The sequence below is a fragment of the Microbulbifer sp. Q7 genome (assembly GCF_001639145.1).
GTDB lineage: Bacteria > Pseudomonadota > Gammaproteobacteria > Pseudomonadales > Cellvibrionaceae > Microbulbifer.
In genome coordinates this window covers 814,932-834,877 of sequence record NZ_LROY01000001.1, presented here as the reverse complement: position 1 = coordinate 834,877, position 19,946 = coordinate 814,932, and the positions used below count along the sequence as shown (strand labels likewise).

General features: G+C 54.1%; 15 protein-coding genes. 4 read left to right on the top strand and 11 right to left on the bottom strand.

Annotation, left to right across the window (positions count from 1 at the left end):
- Nucleotides 1–96: 96 nt before the first annotated feature.
- Nucleotides 97–2,397, bottom strand: a complete 2,301-nt coding sequence (locus tag AU182_RS03350; RefSeq protein ID WP_066960601.1) for a bifunctional serine/threonine-protein kinase/formylglycine-generating enzyme family protein — start codon at nucleotides 2,395–2,397, stop codon at nucleotides 97–99.
- Between the two features lie 876 nt (nucleotides 2,398–3,273).
- Here AU182_RS03350 and AU182_RS03345 point away from each other — a divergent pair.
- From AU182_RS03345 to AU182_RS16175, 4 genes are all read left to right on the top strand, one after another.
- Nucleotides 3,274–3,762, top strand: a complete 489-nt coding sequence (locus tag AU182_RS03345; protein ID WP_066960598.1) for a type VI secretion system tube protein Hcp — start codon at nucleotides 3,274–3,276, stop codon at nucleotides 3,760–3,762.
- Nucleotides 3,763–3,905: 143 nt separating this feature from the next.
- On the top strand, nucleotides 3,906–5,810 hold the full coding sequence (locus AU182_RS03340; RefSeq protein WP_066960594.1) for a type VI secretion system Vgr family protein: 1,905 nt from the start codon (nucleotides 3,906–3,908) through the stop codon (nucleotides 5,808–5,810).
- 11 nt (nucleotides 5,811–5,821) lie between these two features.
- Entirely contained in the window at nucleotides 5,822–6,400 is a 579-nt protein-coding gene (locus AU182_RS03335; protein WP_066960591.1) for a hypothetical protein, read from the top strand.
- 3 nt (nucleotides 6,401–6,403) lie between these two features.
- Nucleotides 6,404–6,697 carry a PAAR domain-containing protein gene (locus AU182_RS16175; protein ID WP_082859181.1) on the top strand — a complete coding sequence of 98 codons (294 nt, stop codon included), beginning with the start codon at nucleotides 6,404–6,406 and terminating at the stop codon, nucleotides 6,695–6,697.
- Nucleotides 6,698–6,939: 242 nt separating this feature from the next.
- Here AU182_RS16175 and tssH read toward each other — a convergent pair whose 3' ends face one another.
- From tssH to tagF, 10 genes are all read right to left on the bottom strand, one after another.
- Nucleotides 6,940–9,603, bottom strand: coding sequence for a type VI secretion system ATPase TssH (tssH, locus tag AU182_RS03330; protein ID WP_082859180.1), 2,664 nt, complete (start codon nucleotides 9,601–9,603; stop codon nucleotides 6,940–6,942).
- 69 nt (nucleotides 9,604–9,672) lie between these two features.
- Entirely contained in the window at nucleotides 9,673–10,896 is a 1,224-nt protein-coding gene (gene tssG / locus AU182_RS03325) for a type VI secretion system baseplate subunit TssG (protein ID WP_066960588.1), read from the bottom strand.
- The gene (tssF, locus tag AU182_RS03320) at nucleotides 10,860–12,689 is read right to left on the bottom strand and encodes a type VI secretion system baseplate subunit TssF (protein WP_066960584.1); all 1,830 of its coding nucleotides are present in this window, start codon (nucleotides 12,687–12,689) and stop codon (nucleotides 10,860–10,862) included. The genes tssG and tssF overlap by 37 nt, the downstream gene beginning before the upstream one ends.
- Complete coding sequence (gene tssE / locus AU182_RS03315) at nucleotides 12,689–13,171, bottom strand: type VI secretion system baseplate subunit TssE (protein WP_066960581.1); 483 nt, start codon at nucleotides 13,169–13,171, stop codon at nucleotides 12,689–12,691. The genes tssF and tssE overlap by 1 nt, the downstream gene beginning before the upstream one ends.
- A complete protein-coding gene (gene tssC / locus AU182_RS03310; RefSeq protein ID WP_082859179.1) occupies nucleotides 13,171–14,676 on the bottom strand; it encodes a type VI secretion system contractile sheath large subunit in 1,506 nt (501 codons plus the stop codon). Before tssC (AU182_RS03310) ends, tssE begins: the two co-directional genes overlap by 1 nt.
- Before the next feature lie 98 nt (nucleotides 14,677–14,774).
- A complete protein-coding gene (gene tssC, locus AU182_RS03305) occupies nucleotides 14,775–16,262 on the bottom strand; it encodes a type VI secretion system contractile sheath large subunit (protein ID WP_066960578.1) in 1,488 nt (495 codons plus the stop codon).
- Nucleotides 16,262–16,780 carry a type VI secretion system contractile sheath small subunit gene (tssB, locus tag AU182_RS03300; RefSeq protein WP_066960576.1) on the bottom strand — a complete coding sequence of 173 codons (519 nt, stop codon included), beginning with the start codon at nucleotides 16,778–16,780 and terminating at the stop codon, nucleotides 16,262–16,264. Before tssB ends, tssC (AU182_RS03305) begins: the two co-directional genes overlap by 1 nt.
- Nucleotides 16,781–16,827: 47 nt before the next feature.
- Nucleotides 16,828–18,096, bottom strand: a complete 1,269-nt coding sequence (gene tssA / locus AU182_RS03295; RefSeq protein ID WP_066960572.1) for a type VI secretion system protein TssA — start codon at nucleotides 18,094–18,096, stop codon at nucleotides 16,828–16,830.
- A gap of 65 nt (nucleotides 18,097–18,161) precedes the next feature.
- Nucleotides 18,162–18,962, bottom strand: a complete 801-nt coding sequence (locus tag AU182_RS03290; RefSeq protein WP_153039100.1) for a hypothetical protein — start codon at nucleotides 18,960–18,962, stop codon at nucleotides 18,162–18,164.
- Between the two features lie 310 nt (nucleotides 18,963–19,272).
- Nucleotides 19,273–19,938, bottom strand: a complete 666-nt coding sequence (tagF, locus tag AU182_RS03285) for a type VI secretion system-associated protein TagF (protein ID WP_066960568.1) — start codon at nucleotides 19,936–19,938, stop codon at nucleotides 19,273–19,275.
- Nucleotides 19,939–19,946 lie beyond the last annotated feature (8 nt).

The following is a 19,946-nucleotide window of genomic DNA, read 5'->3' as shown; positions in this document are numbered from 1 at the left end:
TTCCCCCCTTGGAATATGCCACGTGCATCCACAGACTGATTTTCCGCACTAGGCAGTGTTCTATCGTCAGCAGATCGCTATGTTTTTATACGGTGCTCAGCGCACCAGATCGCGCACGATGCGGAAGCCGGTAATCTCATCACCAGCGCCGCTGTGCAGTGTTTTTGAGGTGGCCAGACAGCGGCTCATAGCATCCACCCGACTGCCGCCGGCGGCGATCAGCTGCTTGTCTATACTGACGACCCACTCCTGAACATTACCCACGGCGTTAACGATTCCGAAGGGGTTGGCCTTGCCCGCGTTAGCCGCGACGAGCTCCAGCCCTCGCTCGATTCCGCCATATCGCAATGTACAATTACGATCAGAGACTTCAGGCTGGCCATTGGCGCTGGCCGCAGCAAACCATTCGATTTCGTTCGGCAACCGGTAACTGCGTCCGGTCTGAGCGCTAAGCCACTGGATATACTGCTCTGCCTGCGCTCGGGAGATGTTATGCACGGGTAGTGCGCCGCTATCGAGCTGCACCCCTGTACACTTGCCCGCTGAATTACAGAAGCGCGCAAACTCGCTGTTTGAGATCTCGTAACGGCCCACCGCCAGAGGCCTGCCGGAAGCACCGGCCACAACCACCATTTGCGGACCGAACCCTCCATCTCGCATCGGATCAGCACAGGTGTAGCGATCACCACGGGCGCCGCTACCCGGGCGTAGATGCGCACAGTAATCGATATCGAACTCCGCTAGCGGGCGCTGCGCAGGTAGCATGATGCGCGCTTCCCGAAGCAGCCCCGCGGTGCGCTCAGGGCTTCTCACCGCCAAGCGCCCAAAGCACCCGGTAAGCTCTTCTGCCAGTACCGGGCGCAGAACCGCGGCCTTGGCCCTGTCGAGTTCGGCCAGCCGGCCGAGTGCGCTGCCGATTGAAGAAATCTGCATCCCGAAGCTGCAACTTAGGGCGGATTCCATATCATCAAGTACCGCGTCAATCTTGCGCTGCTTTGCGGCGGCGGCGAGTTGCCGCTGCTCGCGTAGCGCTTGCTGGCGTAAACGTTCGGCTTCGCGCTCAGCGGCAATTCGCTCCTCTTCCAGACGCTGGCGCAATTCCTTGCGCTCCTGGGCCAATTGGCCGCGAATTTCTTCGGCCCCTTCCACTTGTTCATTCCAGCGGGCGGCACGGCCAAGCATGGCTTCTGCCGGTTCAAGATTACCGAGATTCAACTGACCGGTGGCCGCCGCGATAAACAGATCGGATACCTGCCATCGCACGGACTCGGGGAATGACACATCGCGAGGATTGAGATCGATGTATTCATCCAGCTCTACGCGCAAGTCCCGCTCCCAGGAAGCGGTAAGTACACTGAGGCCCAATAGCCGGCTGATTGCCTCGCGCTTGTCCGCAATACGGCGCTCTAGCAGCTCGCGCTGCAGCTTATGCTCGAGCTCTACTTTCACCCGCTGCTGCTCGGCAACATTTTCCTGCTCAAGATGGGCGTAGCCAAACCCACCAGCTACGAGCGTGGCAACGAACAGGCCGCCGAAGGCCCATTTCCAACCCGCCTTGCCGAAAAACTGATGAACGAACTTATCCACCGTGGCCGTACGGTCGCATCGCTCGAACGCAAGCGCGGCTTCAAGGGCACGCCACTGGCGACGGCTAAGTGCGCGTATGCGCCTCGGCTTCAGCTTGCGCGCAAACGCCTTGTCTGCAGGAACCTTGTTATAAGGATGGCGACCACTGAACAGCTCATAGGCAACGCACCCCAGCGCATAGACGTCATCTGTGGGTTGTGGCTCGCCGCCCTTGAGCATTTCATAGCTGGCATAGGCCGGCGTGAGTGCACCCAGGGTTCCGGCGTCAAATATGGTCTGCTCACCCGCCTTGCTGGCAATTCCTCCCTCAGACACCGCGCGTGCGATACCAAAATCAATTACCTTGGCGCCCTTCTTCTGGGTAACAAATATGTTTCCCGGCTTGAAGTCCGAATGCACGATCCTGTGAGAATGCGCATAAATCAGGGCTTGCGACACATCATGCAAAATCGCCGATGCACGCTCACTACCAAGGCCCACATCCGCATGTTCGCGCAGAAGCTTGTCGAGGGGCGCCCCTTCAAGGAACTCCATGGTCATGAAAACCCGGTCGCCTTCGCGGTCGAAGTCGTACACGGTTACGATATTGGGGTGCGCAAGAGTTTGGGATTTCCGCGCCTCGCGCTGGAGGGAGATGAAAGCATCGGGGTGCTTCTGGAAGTCTTCGTTCAGTAGCTTGATCGCCACATAGGGGTCGCTATCACTGGCTTCCAACTTGCGTCGGTCGAGCGCCTTGTAAACGGCACCCATGCCGCCCACACCCAGCAGCTTGTCCAGCTCGAAGCGACCCTTGATGACAGTTTTTGTCACCGCCCCTTCCCGCGAGGTAGACGGCACGAAGTGTGTAGCCCCATACGGCTTGGCTGCCGAAGACCGGGCATCACCAGAATCAACGATTACGGTCGCAGCAGCACCTTTCAAGGGCTTTTGTGCGGCTCCGGAGGGAAGCAGCCCCGGATTGGAACCAACAGGTGGGTGATCATTTGCGCCTGTATTTTCATGACCGACAAATACCGTCACATCAGAATCATCACACGCAGATAGATTCTCTCCGGCTTTTTTGACTATTCGGGTCTTGTCACTCACTACCATCTCCCTGGCGTATACGTTACAGAAAATCCCTTTTCTGCTTATGCGTGACATCCGGCTCGATCAACCGCCATTTAAGAAATTCGGATAGAGCAACAACTACCGGCGCGGGCTGTCCAGACTGTCTAAAGAAGCGCGAAGTATAAAGGAGCGATTTTCTCGCAACAATTGGATGATGGCGCGAAAGCACAGAAACCTTATTACATTTTATTACACAGTGTTCGCAGACGCCGACAACTAAAACGAGCGTACCAACAAAGCATGAGTACACGCAGTTTTTTGTAATTCAGTACCAATTAGAGTCGTTAAATCGTGTCAGAGTCGGATAGATCCGGAGATGTATAGCAGGTACGCAGATGCAATTCATTTAATTCGTGCCAGAGTGCATTTAGCATGCGCCCATTACCATGCGGTCTATTATCGGCATGCGCAGGAATTCGTGTCAGAGTCAATTAGCACATTCTGTTTAACAGTTTTTTTTTACATGTGTGTCTGCTTAAATCCGTCCGGCTTGCCGAATCGGCAATACCCCGGTTACTGCTTTATGGCGGTAAAGGAATATCCACCATCATGTCCAAAAATATTAAGGGATAAACAATGGCTATTTACATGAACTTCAACAGCAAGGCGCCCGCTGGCAACGTAACCGCCAAGGGCTATGAAGACTGGATTGAAGTTGACAGCTTTAACTTCGGCGTAGGTCGCGGCATCAGCATGGAAGCAGGCGCGGTTGCCAACCGCGAAGCTTCTCGCCCGAGCCTCAGTGAAGTTACCGTCACCAAGCGTATCGATGCAGCTTCTGGCGGTCTGTTCAAGGCTTCTGTCACTGGTGACGAAGGCGTCAAAGTTGAAATCCACGTTGTACAAACTGGTGCCAACTCCGTTGAAAAATTTGCAGTCTACAATCTGGAAGATGTCATCATCTCTTCCTACAGTATTTCTGCTTCTGCCGGCGGCGCACCTCAGGAGGCCATCTCCCTGAGCTTCTCCAAAATCGAAGCCGACCTCAACCACGCAGATAAAACCAACAAGAATCCGAAAAACATGCGTGTCGGATACGACCTGTCCACCGCGGCTCCGCTGTAATCGACCTAGGCGAGTTGACTCGATGTGGGTGGTAATCGCCACTCACATCGGCTTTTGACGTTCGCACACGTCAATAGTGCAGCAATTTATCTGCGCGGTTTAATCAAAGCACCTGCTGGCACCTATAAGGATTTTGGGCTGTTATGTCTTCTATCAATCAAGACAAGCGCATGATTCGGACGAACTGTTCGATCGGCAAAGATACTTTTATCGCCACGGCACTGCATGGCGAAGAGCACATATCCAAGCCTTACCGCTACCAGCTCAAACTACTCTCCACGAATCACGGTATCGAGCAGGCAGATGTCGTGGGAAAACCATTCACAGTAAGCATCCACTACGCAGAGAAAGAACGGTATATTGATGGGTATGTCACGCACTTCTCGATGCATGACGTAAACGCAGAAGGCATGCGACAGTATATAGCCGTAATACAGCCGGGACTCTGGTTCACCAATCTCGGCGGCAAAAACCGCATTTTCGAGCAAAAGTCAGCGAAAGACATTATTAAAGAAGTACTCGGTGAGTACAGCAGTGTTATAAAGTTCAGCGACAAGTTGACGTCTGAGTACATCGCCCGCGAGCATTGCACCCAGTTTAATGAAACAGACTTTCAGTTCATTCACCGGCTGATGGCGCAGGAGGGGATATCATACTATTTCGTACAGAAGAGTGGTGCCCACGAATTGGTTATCTGCGATGACCATAAGGACTATTACGACTGCATCTCCGAAAAAGTCGATTACGATGGTGGAGGCAGCAATCCGCGCAAGAATTCAGTAAGCAGCTGGCACAGGGACTTCAACTATCACCGCGGCGGCTATGAATTGAAGGACTACAATGAGTTCGCTCCTGGGAAGAACAATCTGCAGTCCGTCAAAACAGCTAGTAAGCTCAACGGTGTTGGCGACTTCATCCAAAATATTTACGGTATCAATCACTTTAAGGCTTCTGGCGAATCAGAGCACGTGTTTCAGGACAGCTACCACAAGGAACTTGCAAAACGCGCCATCGAGGCCGAGGAAAGTCGCTTTGACATCGGCCACGGCACCAGTGATTGCCCCGCGCTGGCCGCAGGTGGTTGGTTCCAGCTCGATCACACCATCAAGTCGGAAAAGGGAAAATACCTACTCACCTCCGTCCGCATCTCGGCCACGGACAGCAACAGTGATGATACCCACTTCAAGAATACCTTCACCTGCATCCCGGATAAGGTAACCCCGCGCCCAGATCCATTCACTAGCACCAAACAAATACATGCACCCCAGGTGGCCGAAGTACTCAGCGTAAAAGCCACGGAGTCGGCGGGTTCTAACGACCCTTATACACAGGTCAAAGTGCGATTTCCCTGGAACTCCAAGCAGAACAGTTGTTGGATACGGGTAATGCAATCATTCTCCGGTAATAACTGGGGTGCGAACTTTGTGCCGCGGGTAGGTCAGGAGGTCGTTATCACCTACATCAACGGCGATATGGAGCGACCGGTGGTAACTGGAGCGGTCTACAACGGTGATAATACCGGACCAGGCTATACAGCTACTCAAAGTGGCTGGAAAACCCAGTATGACTCTAGCAAATTTAACGAGCTCCGCTTTGAAGATAAAAAGGGCAGCGAAGAAATCTATATGGAAGCAGGAAAAGATCACAATTTTCTGGTTCACAATGACCAGTCTGGCAAGATCGATAACAACCAGACGCTGGAAGTCAAGAAAAATCGCACCATTACCATTGCCGAGGGGGATGAGAGCATCACCCTCAGCAAGGGAAATCAGACCACCAAGATAAAGGGCGATCACTCGATCACACTCGATTCCGGCAATCAGGAACTGAAAGTAAAGTCCGGCACTCAGACCATAGACGTGATGGGCGCAATAAAAATATCCTCCAAAACATCGATAGACCTGAAAGTGGGCAGCAACACTATTTCGATCAAGCCTTCGGGAATCGAGATAAAGGGCGTAATGCTGTCCTGTAAAGGCGACGCGACGGCTGAGGTGAAGGCCGGAGCCATGTTGACCCTCAATGGTGGCATAACCAAGATCAACTGATAGGCTGAGTGATGACAGATCTGGTTAAAGTAGAAGCAACAACAGCAGAACAACTGCTGCAACACATAGAAATCAGCGACGAGGGGCGTCCGGCTCTGGTTCCGGATACTGCCCCGGAAGTCAGTATTCTGCGGCTTATGGAAGCGGGCTGCTATGCCGATGCTATCAAACTGCTGGCACTCGGGCTGCCAAAGCGCGAGTCCGTATGGTGGGCATGCCTGTCCACCAGAGACATACAAAGCCCGGCGACCGATGAGAACAATGTAAAAGCACTGGTTGCAACCGAGAGCTGGGTGAAAAACCCCAGCGAAGAGCGTCGCCTGATCTGCAAACAGCTGGGTGAAGTAACTGGGCACAAGACCCCGGCAAGCTGGGCCGCGACTGCCGCCTCCTGGTGCCATGGGAGCCTCGCCGCACCCGGCGAGCCGGTGATCGAGCCACCTTCGCACCTATACGCGCATGCGGTGGCGGGAAGTGTAATTCTCGCAGCATCCCTCTCCGACCCTGCAAATCCAGAACAAGCTTTTAGACGTTATTTGCAACAGGGGCTCAATCTTGCTCGCGGTGGCAGCGGAAAACCGGAATTGTAGATCATGGGAAAGCCCGCATCACGAATAACCGACATGCATGTATGTCCAATGACCACGGGTACAGTACCGCATGTGGGTGGACCAATACTCTCTCCGGGCGGTCCCACTGTGCTCATTGGCAACCTGCCAGCGGCCACGGTCGGTAGTGCCTGTACTTGCGTCGGCCCACCCGATACCGTAGCCATGGGTAGCACGACGGCACTCATTCAGAGCAAGCCTGCGGCGCGGATGGGGGACTCTACCGCACACGGAGGGAAAATTGTGGTGGGTTGTCCGACCGTACTGATTGGAGGCTAGGCGTGCGAAGTGTCGAATCGTTAACTTTGGTTGTCTTGATTGCGTTATCAACTTCAAACCCAGGATTCGCCATGGCACTTTTTGGAGGATAGTGATGTATTTTTTCAGAGGTATCCGGATACCTGACGCACACAAACAAGCCTACCGTTCATGCTGGGCTTTACTGGGTTAGATAAAGGTTTTTCCTCGCTCATTGCGGCGTGTGACCGGGCCGATGCAGAACCGGGGCACACGCGCTCCAATCAGCCAACGTGATAGGTAAAACCGCTCTCGGCAGTGGCTCCCACATGAATGCTTTTCACATCCTCCCCTTTCGCCATCTTGTCCAGGCACTCGCTTGCCAGAGAGGGTAACAGGGTGCGATTCAGGATAACTTCGATATTGCGGGCGCCGGTATCGGCCTCCTGGCAGCGGGCAACGATATTGATGAGAACATCGTCGTCATAACTGAAGTCTGCTCCATAGTGCTCGCGCACGCGCTTTTCGATACGGCGCATATTGATCTTGCATATATCGACCAGGTTTTCATCATCCAGAGGATAATAGGCAATCACATTGGCGCGACCGAGAAACGCTGGCTTGAATTTTTGCAAAAGGTGCGGGCGGATATTGTCCAGCAGCACCTCGGGATCCGGCTTTTCCTCAACCTGATTAAAGATCGCGCGAATTGCATCCTCACCCGCATTAGATGTCATGATGATCAGCGTATTCTTAAAGTCGATGTCGCGGCCTTCACCATCCTTGATCGTACCCTTGTCAAACAGGTTGTAAAAAATATCCTGTACGCCGGGATGTGCCTTTTCCATTTCATCCAAGAGTATTACCGAATATGGCTTGCGTCGTGCGGCCTCGGTCAACACTCCGCCTTCTCCATAACCCACATAGCCAGGGGGCGAACCAAGCAGCATGGAGACTTTATGCTCCTCTTTGAACTCGGACATATTGATGGTGGTGATACTCTGCTCCCCCCCGAACAGTTCTTCCGCCAAGGCCAACGCCGTCTCAGTTTTACCCACACCGCTGGTACCACAGAATAGGAACACACCCACGGGTTTGCGCGGGTCAGTGAGGCCAGCACGGGAAGTGCGCACTGCCTGCGCTACGGCATCCAGCGCGTGAGGCTGGCCGATGACCCGCTGATTGAGTCGCTCCGCTAGCGTCTGAACCGCCTCGATTTCATTACTGACCATTTTGCCGACCGGAATCCCGGTCCAGTTGGCGATAACTTCGGCAATAGACTGCTCGTCTACCGCCGACTGCATGAGCGGTGTTTCTCCCTGGATTTGTCGCAACTGCACAGTGAGGGTCTGTAACTGCTGCTTGAAATCCCCCAACGCCGACGCATCAACGGTCTCAGCACTTTCCGAGAGCTGGGAGGAATAGGCCTCGTCGATTCGGTCGCGCAGAGTACGAATCTCTGCAATCAGTTCCTGCTCTCTCTGCAGCTGACTTTGCAAGCAATCCAGCTTCTGCTGTGCTTCCTGCTGCTCCAACTGCAGCTGCTGAATGACATCTTCGTGGACACCAGTGGCGGCATTCTCTCGCCGCAGCTTTTCGATGGTACGGGTGCTGCTGGCAACAATGCGCTGTATATCCTCAATCGCACCTGGAGTTGAGGACTGACTCAAGGCAACGCGCGCGCATGCCGTGTCGAGCAGGCTCACGGATTTGTCGGGTAGCTGCCTCCCGGGAATATATCGGTTAGAAAGCTGGACAGATGCAACCACGGCCTCATCCAGAATGCGTACCTTGTGATGGAACTCCAGGCTGGGGGCGATACCCCGCATCATATCCACGGCTTTCTGTTCGTCAGGTTCTTCCACCTTAACCACCTGGAAACGACGGGTAAGCGCCGGGTCCCGCTCAAAGTATTTCTTGTACTCCGCCCAGGTGGTGGCCGCAATGGTACGCAATTCACCCCGCGCCAGTGCAGGCTTCAACAGGTTGGCGGCATCGCCCTGCCCTTCCTTACCACCTGCGCCAATCATGGTATGGGCTTCGTCGATAAACAGGATAATCGGTGAGGCCGACGCTCTCACCTCTTCAATCACGGACTTCAGACGATTTTCAAACTCGCCTTTTACACTGGCGCCAGCTTGCAGTAGGCCCAGATCCAGGGTTCGCACAGTGACATCGCGGAGTGGCGCCGGAACATCGCCGCTGGCGATACGCAGTGCGAAGCCTTCGACTACTGCGGTTTTCCCCACGCCCGCTTCACCGGTGAGAATCGGGTTGTTCTGACGGCGACGAGTGAGAATATCGATGCACTGGCGAATTTCCTCATCGCGCCCCAGTACTGGGTCGATCTCTCCTTCACGAGCCCGCTGTGTCAGGTTAACGGTATATTTGTCCAATGCTGGCGCCTTGCTCGCGGCGACTGCCACCGGGGCGCCATCAGCAGTGTGCACCGTGCCCCCTAACGCGCTCGACTCCCCACTGTGACCAAACATGGCACGCGCGGTTTCACGAATCGACTCGGGAGCGATGCTTTTCAGTTCCGGGCAAGATTCCAAAAGCTGACGACGAGAGGCTTCTTCCAGCAACAGCGCAGACAGGAGATGCCCAGAACTCACCGCGGTGTGTCCGAAATCAATGGATGCAAGTATCCAGCAGTTTTTTGTAGCCTCGACAATGCTTGGCGACAATGCCGCCGGGCGGCTGCTGCCGGATTTGAAGCGGGCGATGGCACCGGCCAGTTGCTTGGCAAGATTCGACGGATTGACGTCGTGCTTGTTGAGTAGATGGTAAAAATCGCTATCGGACTGATCCAGAAGCTTCAGCAGCCAGTGCTCCAGCTCAACATTGTACTGACTTTGTGCCAGGCAAAGGCCCGCTGCGCCCTCTAGCGATTCACGCATGACGGGTGTCATGGTGTCCACGAGTCTTTTAAGATCTACGTTGATCATAATATTATTTCCCTCAATTCGTTCCCTGTTATTTCACAAGTGATCACGGTCGCCGTTTGAATTCCACTTTTATGCTGCAGGCAACGCCTCTTCTGGAGACATCTGGTCGGCACTCAAGCTAACCACCACCTGCTCATCCTGATCCTGATCCCCGGCCATATGCGTATTCCATCCCAACAGGGGCTGGAGGCTGTCATCTCCCGTGAGCTGCACTGGCGATACCTGATTGGTATTCAAAGTGGCTGAAATTTCGAAATCCATTTCAATACCCGCACTCAACTGGATAAATGACTTCAGCGCTTCCAGTTTTTCCGAACCCGGAGCAATGGCCATATGATCCGAATAATCCAGTGGCTCGATTAACAGGCGAAATTTATTCTGGGCCTGGAAGCACTGGGTTCCGAGAATCGTGTCCGTACCAAGGCGATTGTTCACACCGAGCGGATACTGTGGTCCGGGTAGTCTGGTTAGCACATCTTCGGGAAGATCATCCCACTGCCCCTGAAACTGCTCGATCGTAACCTTCAGCCCAAAATACTGCCGAACCATACTTTCCAGTGCCGCTGCGGAGCACTGTTGCCGACCAAGATGGCCCGCCATGCCGTAAAGCACATCGTCCGGGATGGGCATCCGGTATTGAAGCTCACTCGTACCCAGTCCAGCGATGGATGCGAGCGCCTGACTGAATAAATCTGGGTCTCTGGCCTTGCGCCGTTTCGCCGATTCATAATTGACCGGCAGCCGGTATTTTTGCCAAGCGCGGTAAAACAAAGAGATATTGCGGTGATGAAAAATATCCAGAAAGTCTCGCAGCGCTGTGCTCTTTTCGCGAAGCTCACGGTGTAGCACCTCCGTCAAATAGTAGGGCATGACACCCTGACTCCCGACGAGCCCACAGAATCCGACTTCCATACTCCACTGTTTTTCCGGATCGGATTCTTCCGTATTCAGCGAATCCCGAGGACCCTCATTGCGCTCATTATTCATCCACCGCTGATCGGAAACTGGGGCAGTGAGTTTACGTTCTTCAATTCGGATTACATCCGCGGCAACAAACGACAATGAAGACTGCGCCTTGAAGCGCACCGTCTCCCGCACCGGCGGCGCACCACCGGCCAACGGTTCGCGAGCAAATACATTACTCACCACCGCATCGTCCGAATCTTCGCCATTTTTATCAATAAGAACCGCGTGTTCCAGATTCCGTACCGCCTGAAAGAACTCAAAGCGATAAGGCTCCGCACACAGCTTCTGGATTACACTAACGCTTTGTCGCCGGCGCGTGGAGGCCATTTCTTTAGTTCCCCATCTCGATCGCTCAACTTGGCGATCAGTCTGGTAAAGGAGTTTATTGAACAATAGAGCCCGAGAAAGCGCTCGATCACGCTAGAAAACAGCAAGGGGGACGCACCCGCAAGCATCATCGAATCAAATTCGATGCTTACCTCGGTACCCCGACATAAGACCACGCTGCCATCTACCTGGATAGGCGCCGTAATTGGACGGGTTTCGAGCTGAAGCACTGACTCAATCATGTTGCGAGTACTGCCAGAATTACGGAAATCGTACAGCCGTAGTATTTCTTTCAGCACATCAACACCGCCATTGTTACTGAGGGATAGGTGGTTAAGGTTCAGGTGTGAAATCAATCTCCAGTAGGCCCGGTCGCGTCGAGGCGGCCGAATAGTGGCGGTAGGAGGAACCGGACAACTGATCCGCTTGGACGGCGCATCGCCGTCGACGATGGACATGTAAGGCTGAGCATTACCTGATGGTAATTTTTTCGGCAAATTACGATTGGTGCAGGTCAGCTTCAGCCCCAGGGTCTGCTGGTCGGCGTCGTATGGATTGAATTCCAGGTCCACCAGCGTGATGTCCACTTCTGAGGCCTGTTCATTGCGGTGCTCACCTTCGATAACATCACGTCGGCGGGAGTACCAGAATGCGGATTTTCCATCGGCAGAGTCACTATGCTGGATACCGTAGAAAGGACGGTAGTGCGTGGTTTCGCCTCCGGCGTTAGTCGAACTGACCGCATTGATCGAATATACCTCGAGACCATCACTGCGGCGCACATCGGGAATCACGTGATAGCTGTACTCTTCGTGAGTGACCGGGATCGGATCAGCACTATGATCGAACAGGTTGACTACCGGGGTGCAGCCCAGACAGAACATGGTGGGCGACAGCTGTTTTTCCAGCTCGTGGTGAGACTCCGCCAGGTAGATATACAGGTTAAGTGAGTCGCCGTACTTATCGCTCAGAGCCCCTGCGAGCCCATCCACATCGATAAACTGGAACTTCTCGGGGAATGCGAAGTACTCGGTGAGCAAGCGGTAGCCGAGAAATGCGGAGTCGGGATAGGGTAATAGTCCCTCATCCGGGCTTAGACCCACCTGCTTCAAGGCATCCGCGTCGAGAAATATTGGATTGGGATCCCCTTCGCCCGTCGCGACGACGAGCTTTACGCACTTTGTGAGAATCAGGTCGTAAAGGTCATAGATGTGGCTCGGCAGCCCTTTGAGGAAGAAACGCAAGCGGCTTGGCTGGAGTTCGCCGAAGGTCACATCCTCATTGAATGTCTTCAGCGATAGCTTAAGTACCGCGTTGGCCCCTGCGATATCGTTGCAACCCGGTGCGATAAACGGCCTCGGCATCAAGCTCGCACTCTCGACCTGAAACGGGCATACGTCCACGGGGTAACAACTGGTGAACCGGCAGTTTTGGCCCTGGAAGCTCTCGGATTCAAGCACAAGATCTTTTTCGAGATGAACAATTCCATCCAGGTCGGATTCGGGCTCAAACTGGATGATGGCGCAAGAAGGGATAGGGCGGAGGTAATGTGGATACAGAGTTTCCAGCATCGCGTCCGTCAGTTCCGGGAAATCGTCGCTCAGCTTTTGTTGCACCCGTGCATTCATATAGGCAAAACCTGACAGCAAACGCGCTACCAGAGGATCATCTACCGTATCAGTATCCAACTGCAGGCGCGCAGCGGCGGCCGGATGCATCCGTGCAAACTCTCCGGCAGTCTGCTGCACAAAGGCCAGTTCGCGCTCATAAAGGTCTATCAGTTTTTCTGTCATTATCGCACCTCTGACACGTCGACCAGTTGCGTGACGGGATTCAATGCGGAATCAAACACGATGATTTCTGATGCCGGGTTCACATATAGAACGGCTTCTACCCGAAACCGGATACTAGGATCCTCGACGTCGATGTTTTCCTGGGCACTCACCTTCACGGAGCTAATCCTCGGCTCGTAGCGAAGGATAGTACGCTCAATATCCCGGCAAAATTTTCGGCGGCTATCTCCGGACGTGAGGTTTACTGTGGATAAATCTGGCAGGCCGTAGTTGATGTTTGAATCGTCTAGGTGCTCGTGTCCTTCCGGGGCGGAAAGGCATCGGTAGCGGGTATTGAACAGGAACTCGAGATCCCGTCGCACACCCTCGCGCAACTGGCGCAATACTTGGTGGGGACGGTGGATGTCCACGTTAACAGAGGAATCCATCAGACGATCCAGAAGCGGTGCTAGCAGTCGCTTCTCACCGGTCAATTGGGCCATCAGCTGGTCACTCCCACACCAATCTGCGATAGCGCAGTGGTCAATTTCAATTCAGACACCAGGTGATCAACCGTATAGTGACTTTTGAGGTGAATCACACTTTGGTAGCTACCGGGTTTTCCTGGCTCATCCATTACTCGTACCCTTGCCTCGCGTAGCGGATAGCGGGCGAGCATTTCCCATGATAGATCCTCGCGGCCAGTGGTATACCGATCCATCCAGTGCTGAAGTTGTCGCTCACAATCCGCCGCGTTCATGTAGGCACCCACTTTGTCGCGGATCATCACTTTTATGTAGTGGGCAAAGCGGGAGGCACACAGTATCTGCTGCAACATACCGCTGATTCGGGCATTGGCAGTAGCCGATTTGGAGCTGTACTGCTTTGGCCTCTGTAATGACGGAACACTGTTAAATGCGCTATACGGTGAGTCATAGCAATGGCACAGGCAGGTAAACCCAAGTTCGCTGAGTTCTCGCTCGGCAAAATCGGTGATCAGGATGGAGGTCGCCATCTTGATCGACTGAGCACTGCTATCGACACCGTAAGGGGCATTCGGCAACTGTGTGACCAGACCTCCCCCCAGATGATCCCGCGCTACACCGCGGATATGTGAGAACCAGCCAACCTCATCAAACTCGCGAATCAGCACACACCCCATAGCAAACACCGCATTGCCCCACAGATGGTTACTCGCGTCCGAGGATTGCACACTTTCGCCAAAACGAATGCCTCGGTAACGGGAAAACCCGCGGGTATGCGGTTGCCGCATCAGAACTTGCGGCAGTAGTACACCGATAAACCGGGAATCCTCCAGATCACGGAGGCTGTTCCAGCGGAGGTACTGTTTCTGCCGGAATACTTCAGCGAAGTCGATCGGGCGTGCGACATCATCAAAACTGTCCACCCCGAAAAGCTGCGGCGCCGCGCTACAAATGAACGGGGCGAAAGCCGCTGCCGCAGTATGGGCGATCCCCTGCAAAGTAAACACATCGTCGTATGGATGGTCTGCAAACGGCTGATGGGAGATATAGTAGTCACCGATCAGCAAGCCAAAAGGCTCACCACCAGGGGTACCAAACTCTTGGTTATATACGAGATGGAACAGCCCAGACTGATCGTAATCCGGGGCCCGCTCGATATCTCGGGAAAGGTCTTTCCAACTGACATCCAGCAGCTTGATAACTATATTGTCGGCCGCCGGTGTTTCGGAAATCAGCATCGACAGGCCACGCCAGCGTGCTTCCAATTCCTGGAATTTTGGATGATGGAGAATCGCGTTCACCTGATCATTAATCAGGAGATCCAACTCGGCAATGACCTGATTCAGCCACTCACGTACAGACTGCTGGCCGATTTCACCAGCACCACTGAAGGCACTCAACCAATATTCAAACGCGAACAGGTCGTCTGGCTCATCCAGAAATTTCTGCAAGGGGCTGTCACCATCCTGAAGCAGTAACTCGGCAAACAAGATCGTGTCACCTGGCTTCTGGTGGGAAGACATCGAAGGCAAGGCAGGCTCTCCCCGGCGGGTATGAGAAGTGTGTTAACAGACAGGAGTTGGCGGAAAAAGGGCCGCTTTAAAGATCGGCCCTTTACCAATTATCCCGCGCTCGGGATATTAGCCACCATGCGCATGGATGTAGTGAGTTCTTCCATCTGCAACCAGGGCTTCAGGTATGCAACAGCGCTATAACAACCCGGCTGTCCTGGAATTTCCTTTACTTCTACTCGCGCTTCAGCCAGTGGATACTTCGCCTTCATTTCAGCACTGGCATCCGGGTTGGAATTGGTGTACTGGGAGATCCACTTATTCAACCAGCGCTCACAGTCACCCGCTTCCATAAAGCTACCCACTTTATCGCGTGCCATTACCTTGAGGTAATGGGCAATTCGAGACGTTGCCATCAGGTAGGGCAGGCGAGCGGATATAGAGGCATTCGCGGTCGCATCTGGGTCATCGAATGCTTTTGGTTTCTGGGTGCTCTGGGAGCCAAAGAATACAGAGTAATCGGTATTCTTGTAGTGGCACAGCGGCAGGAAACCCTGTGCACTGAGCTCCGCCTCTCGACGATCGGTGATACCGATTTCAGTCGGGCACTTCTGGTCCAGGTCACCATCATCGCTTTTGAACATGTGAGTCGGCAGGCCTTCCACTTTACCGCCCCCTTCCGCACCACGGATTGCAGTACACCAGGAGTTTTCAGCAAATGCCTTGGTCATGGTCGTACCCATCACGTATGCTGCGTTCATCCAGCAATACTGTTCGTGATTGGCTGGACGGGAGACACCATCCTCGTCCACTTCGAACTCTTCGTAGTTAAAGGACTCAACCGGCTTAGTGTTGGCGCCGTACGGAGTGCGCGCCAGGGTACGCGGCATCACAAGGGTTACGAACCGGGAGTCATCGCTGTCCCGGAAGCTGCGCCACTTGATGTATTCACCAGACTCAAAGATGCCGCCCAAATCGCGCGGCTTGGAGAGTTCGGTGAAGTCATTGAAGCCAAACATACCCGCACCCGCTGCGGAGATGAACGGGCAGAAGCCTGCAGCGGCGACGTTGGACATTTTACTCAATAGCTCAATGTCTTCCGGGTGACTGGTGAATTCGAAGTCGCCGATCATGCAGCCGAACGGTTCGCCACCCGCGGTGCCAAACTCTTCTTCATAAATCTTTTTGAAGGTCTGGCTCTGATCGAACTCAACCGCCTTGTCCAGATCGCGGAACAGCTCGCGCTTGGTGATGTTCATCATGCGGACCTTGAGAGTCGCACCCGTTTCGCTGTTCATTACCAGATGGTTCAGACCGCGCCAGGACCCCTCAAGCTTCTGGAATTTTTCGTCGTGCATGATGGCCGCGAGCTGCTTGGACATTGCCGCATCAATTGCCGCCACCGCTTTATTGACCGTCTGCGTAAGGTTGCGATCCCAGGTTACAGTGCCCTGTAGAACCTGTTGGGTCAGGTTGGCGATCAGGTCCTGGGCTTCATCTGGCTGGGTCTGCTTGGTGGCAGAAATCGCCTGCTCCAGCAGGCTTACTGACTGCTCTTCTACTTCCTGTTCCGCTACATTTTCAACTTCGGTGCTCATTACGCATCCTCTCCCTTGTCATCTCCCAGCCCAAGCTGCTCGGAGATTGCCGTAACGTTTTCAGTGCTCTGGAGAATGTCCTCCAGAACCTTCTCCAGCTCCTCAGAGCGGTCCGCTTTGCTCAGCAAGTCGCGCAGCTTACTGCGTGCTTCCAGCAACTGTTTGAGAGGCTCCACCTGTTCGACGATCTGCTCTGGGGTAAAGTCATCCATGTGATTGAAATCGAGGTTTACCGCCATTTTACTACCATCATCAGACAGGGTGTTTTCGACCTGCAACGCAAGTTTAGGATTCACCTTGGCCATCACATCGTTGAAGTTATCGCGATCGATCTGGACAAACTTACGCTCTTTGAGTGCCTTTCGGTTTTCCATATTGTCGCCGGAGTAGTCACCCATGACACCCGTTACGAAAGGCAGCTCTTTTTTTACCTCCGCACCATTGGTTTCAACATCATAGGTAATGTGGACGCGTGGCTTGCGCACTCGCTTTAGTTTGTTGTGAATACTCTCGGACATCTGGGTCTCCTTTCCTCAATACGGGAATCGTGGTGTTTTCTAGGGATTTACCAACTGGGTTCTGCGGTCGGCTCCGGGGCTGCCCAGCCCTTATCTTCCTGGGCGGGTTGAGACTCGACGCCGGCAGCAGGCTGCTCAGGAGAGCTAGACTGGGTAACTGGTGGCGCCACATAACGCTGACTGTCGGAGCCATCCAACCGCACACCGGTCAGCTGTGAATACATCGCGCGGGACTGGTCATCGGGCAGAAGCTCACCCATCAGCTCGGCAACGGTCATCCGCCCCCAGCCAATCAATCGCTCGAGGCCAGGTGCCAGCGGCGTATGCGGCTCGTAGGTGCGGAAATATTTCGCGGCCTTTTCCAGCAATTGCAAGGCGTCTTCCCTTGAGGTGATAGCGCCGTTGGGTACAGAGACCATCTGCATCGCGCTTCCTCCATTCTCGGCGACGGCGGTAGGTGCCTGCCCGGCATCCACGGCAACGGGCTCGGCCTCTTCGACAGCAGCGAGCGACTCAAGCTGGGACTTGTAGACAAAGCGGACTGTGCGCAGCACTTCATCGAGAAGGGTAGTGATATTGGTCGAGGGCGGTGCATCACTGCCACAGGATTCCCGCAGCGCAGCATTGGCGGCCTTGAAACTGGTGAGGCACTCTTCCAGCGTATCCACCAGATCCGATGCCCATTGCGGAGCTGCCGCGGTGGCACAGGCATCAAACTCGCCGATGCTGTAGCCGAGTGTCTCTACACGCGCCCCTTTGGCATCCGGGTCAGCGATCTTGTCTGCGTCCCGTGCCTGCTGATAGTGGAAAAAGGAGTAGCTGCCGTAATCACCCTCCGGGGTGATCTCGGCGTTGCGGATTGGCATCAACAGGGTGCCGTCTGCACCGTCGCCGTTGAGGCCAGTAAGGGGCGCCACTTTTGTTTCAATGCCGTCTTCATCAGGCTCGGGGTATAGATCGTCCCAGTATTCCGCGATCAACCGCTCGATGAGCGTAAATCCGTCGCGCAGCCCGGGAAAGCCGTACAGGCGAATCAGCGCTTCGGTATACCAGCTGGCAACCTCTAGATCCTTGCTCTTTTCCTTGAGAATTTTCTGTGCGGTCTTGGCGACCTCGCGCCAAGGAGCGAGCAGATCGGCGTCGCTCTCATCAAACATCGCCGAGCGCTCTGCGGCACGCGCGCTGTTACGGGCATCCTTGATGGTGTAGTAATCGGAGGTGGGGGAGCGATCTGCGCGGATGTCTTCGCCCTGTCGCCGCTCGCCGGGAATATCCTGCAGAAGGGAGTCGAGTTCAATCGCATTCGGAAATGCCATGAAAAATCCTTTTTTATTATCAGGCGCAGAAGGTGTCGACTGCACGCCTATCATTTCGAGACCTTTCAGGCTAGCGCAGCCTGGGAAAACGCATCATGCGCAGCGTTCTTCGAATTTTTATCGTTCGTCTCCGGCGCATCTTTTACTGCCCCGGTAAAGCTTGCGATCAGCTGATCGAATACGCGCCTCCGCGCTGAAAACACACCCTGTTCACACCACAGGAATAGCGTATAGATTCTGTCATCACAGCCGATACAGGCCACGAGGTACTGAACCGGTACAGTGTCGACCTCGGCAAGTAACTCGCCACAGAATCCCGTCCCCCCATCGAGCGGCAGTTTCTCTGGCGGGCTGCTTACCGCGGCCCGGTGTAGCTGAGTCGCACATTGGGATAACTGTGCGCGGCAGTACTCTTCTACCGTTGGTGCCGACTGAAAATCTTCAATTCTCTGCGGCAACACAACCATAAATTCATTGTTTTCCAGGCTGCCCGCCTGCAACACCGCCCGGTGGTTCAGATCGTCAAATACCTGCCAGAAATCGGGCACAGATACAGCACAACTGCCGTCATCGGCCACTAGGCGTAGCGCCAATGAATCGGACCTAGAGAGACTCAAACCCGCTGTGGTGTTATCAGACCGCCGGACTTCGGCATGCCAGCCCGCCGCCCACAGGGCCTGCACCAGCTTCTCGGCTTCCGTCACCTCGCGACAGTTTTTTATCACCCGAGAGCCACCACTCAGCAGCTTTTTAATCCGGGTGAAATCCAGGCCGAACTTCTCGGCCAGCAACCGAATCCCCTGTCGACGTTCAACCCCTTCCCTGAGAACGCCGGTAAAAATTACCGCGCATTGACTCGCTGACATTTTCAATCCCTGAACTGTTTTCCAAGAAAACCTGTTAAAGGAATCCTGGCACGACCGGACTTCAATGTCCGACTTTAAAAAAAACTCTGCAGCCCGCTGTGCAGCGTGTGAACTTTTACTTAAGAAACAAGAAATTTATTTCCGCAATCCACGCAAGAAATCGGCACTACCGTACCGATTGCGGGAACACCAAAGTATTATTTTATCGGAATAGAATTCCGCTTGAACACCGATTTGAATGCGAATACAGATAAAATGCAGATTTTTACTGGTACGATCATACCAACTAGATAAGAGCCCCTTCTATTCTTCACCAGTGATATTTCGGCGCACCAAGCATTCGGCTATAACTTACCGGATCAGGCAATTCCGGACTCAATAGTGAACTCGGGGCGAGGTGCTGCGAACCTTCACACCACCAGAGACTAAAACTGCTATGTGTTTCCTTCATAAGAAATTCGAGCATTGTCGGATAATGCTGTGAAATTCCCGAGGCACCACTGAGTATGAACAAACCGGCTTCTGAGTCTACATTAATCGTATTGCCTGAAATCTCCGGTGGTGGGGGAAATCGCTCCAGCACCTGATCCGCAGAAAGTGCATGCTGCAGCGCCTCAATCGCCAGTGCGGAGGCCTGCTCATACCACTCCTCGGCTTCAACCAGCACAGCGAATGGATTTGATACATTTTCCAATGGCGCAGCAAGCGTGACAGGAAAGTAGCGCCCCACACTATCTACACTCGGCACCAGTATTCCTATCCAGCCCTGTCGATTGAGCACACCGGGGCTCATTGCAAAATGCCAGATTGGGCTAGTCAGGTAATAATCCAGCCAGCGGTCACCGACCAGTTCTCGGGAGCCGTGCACCGCGCGCTGCAGCCATTCATCCCAGGGCGTAACAAAGCTTGCTGGCAACTCCCGCTGAATAAAGTCGCCGTGCCCCGGAAGCTTTCCAAAGATCCCTCTGTGTGACATACCAGCTC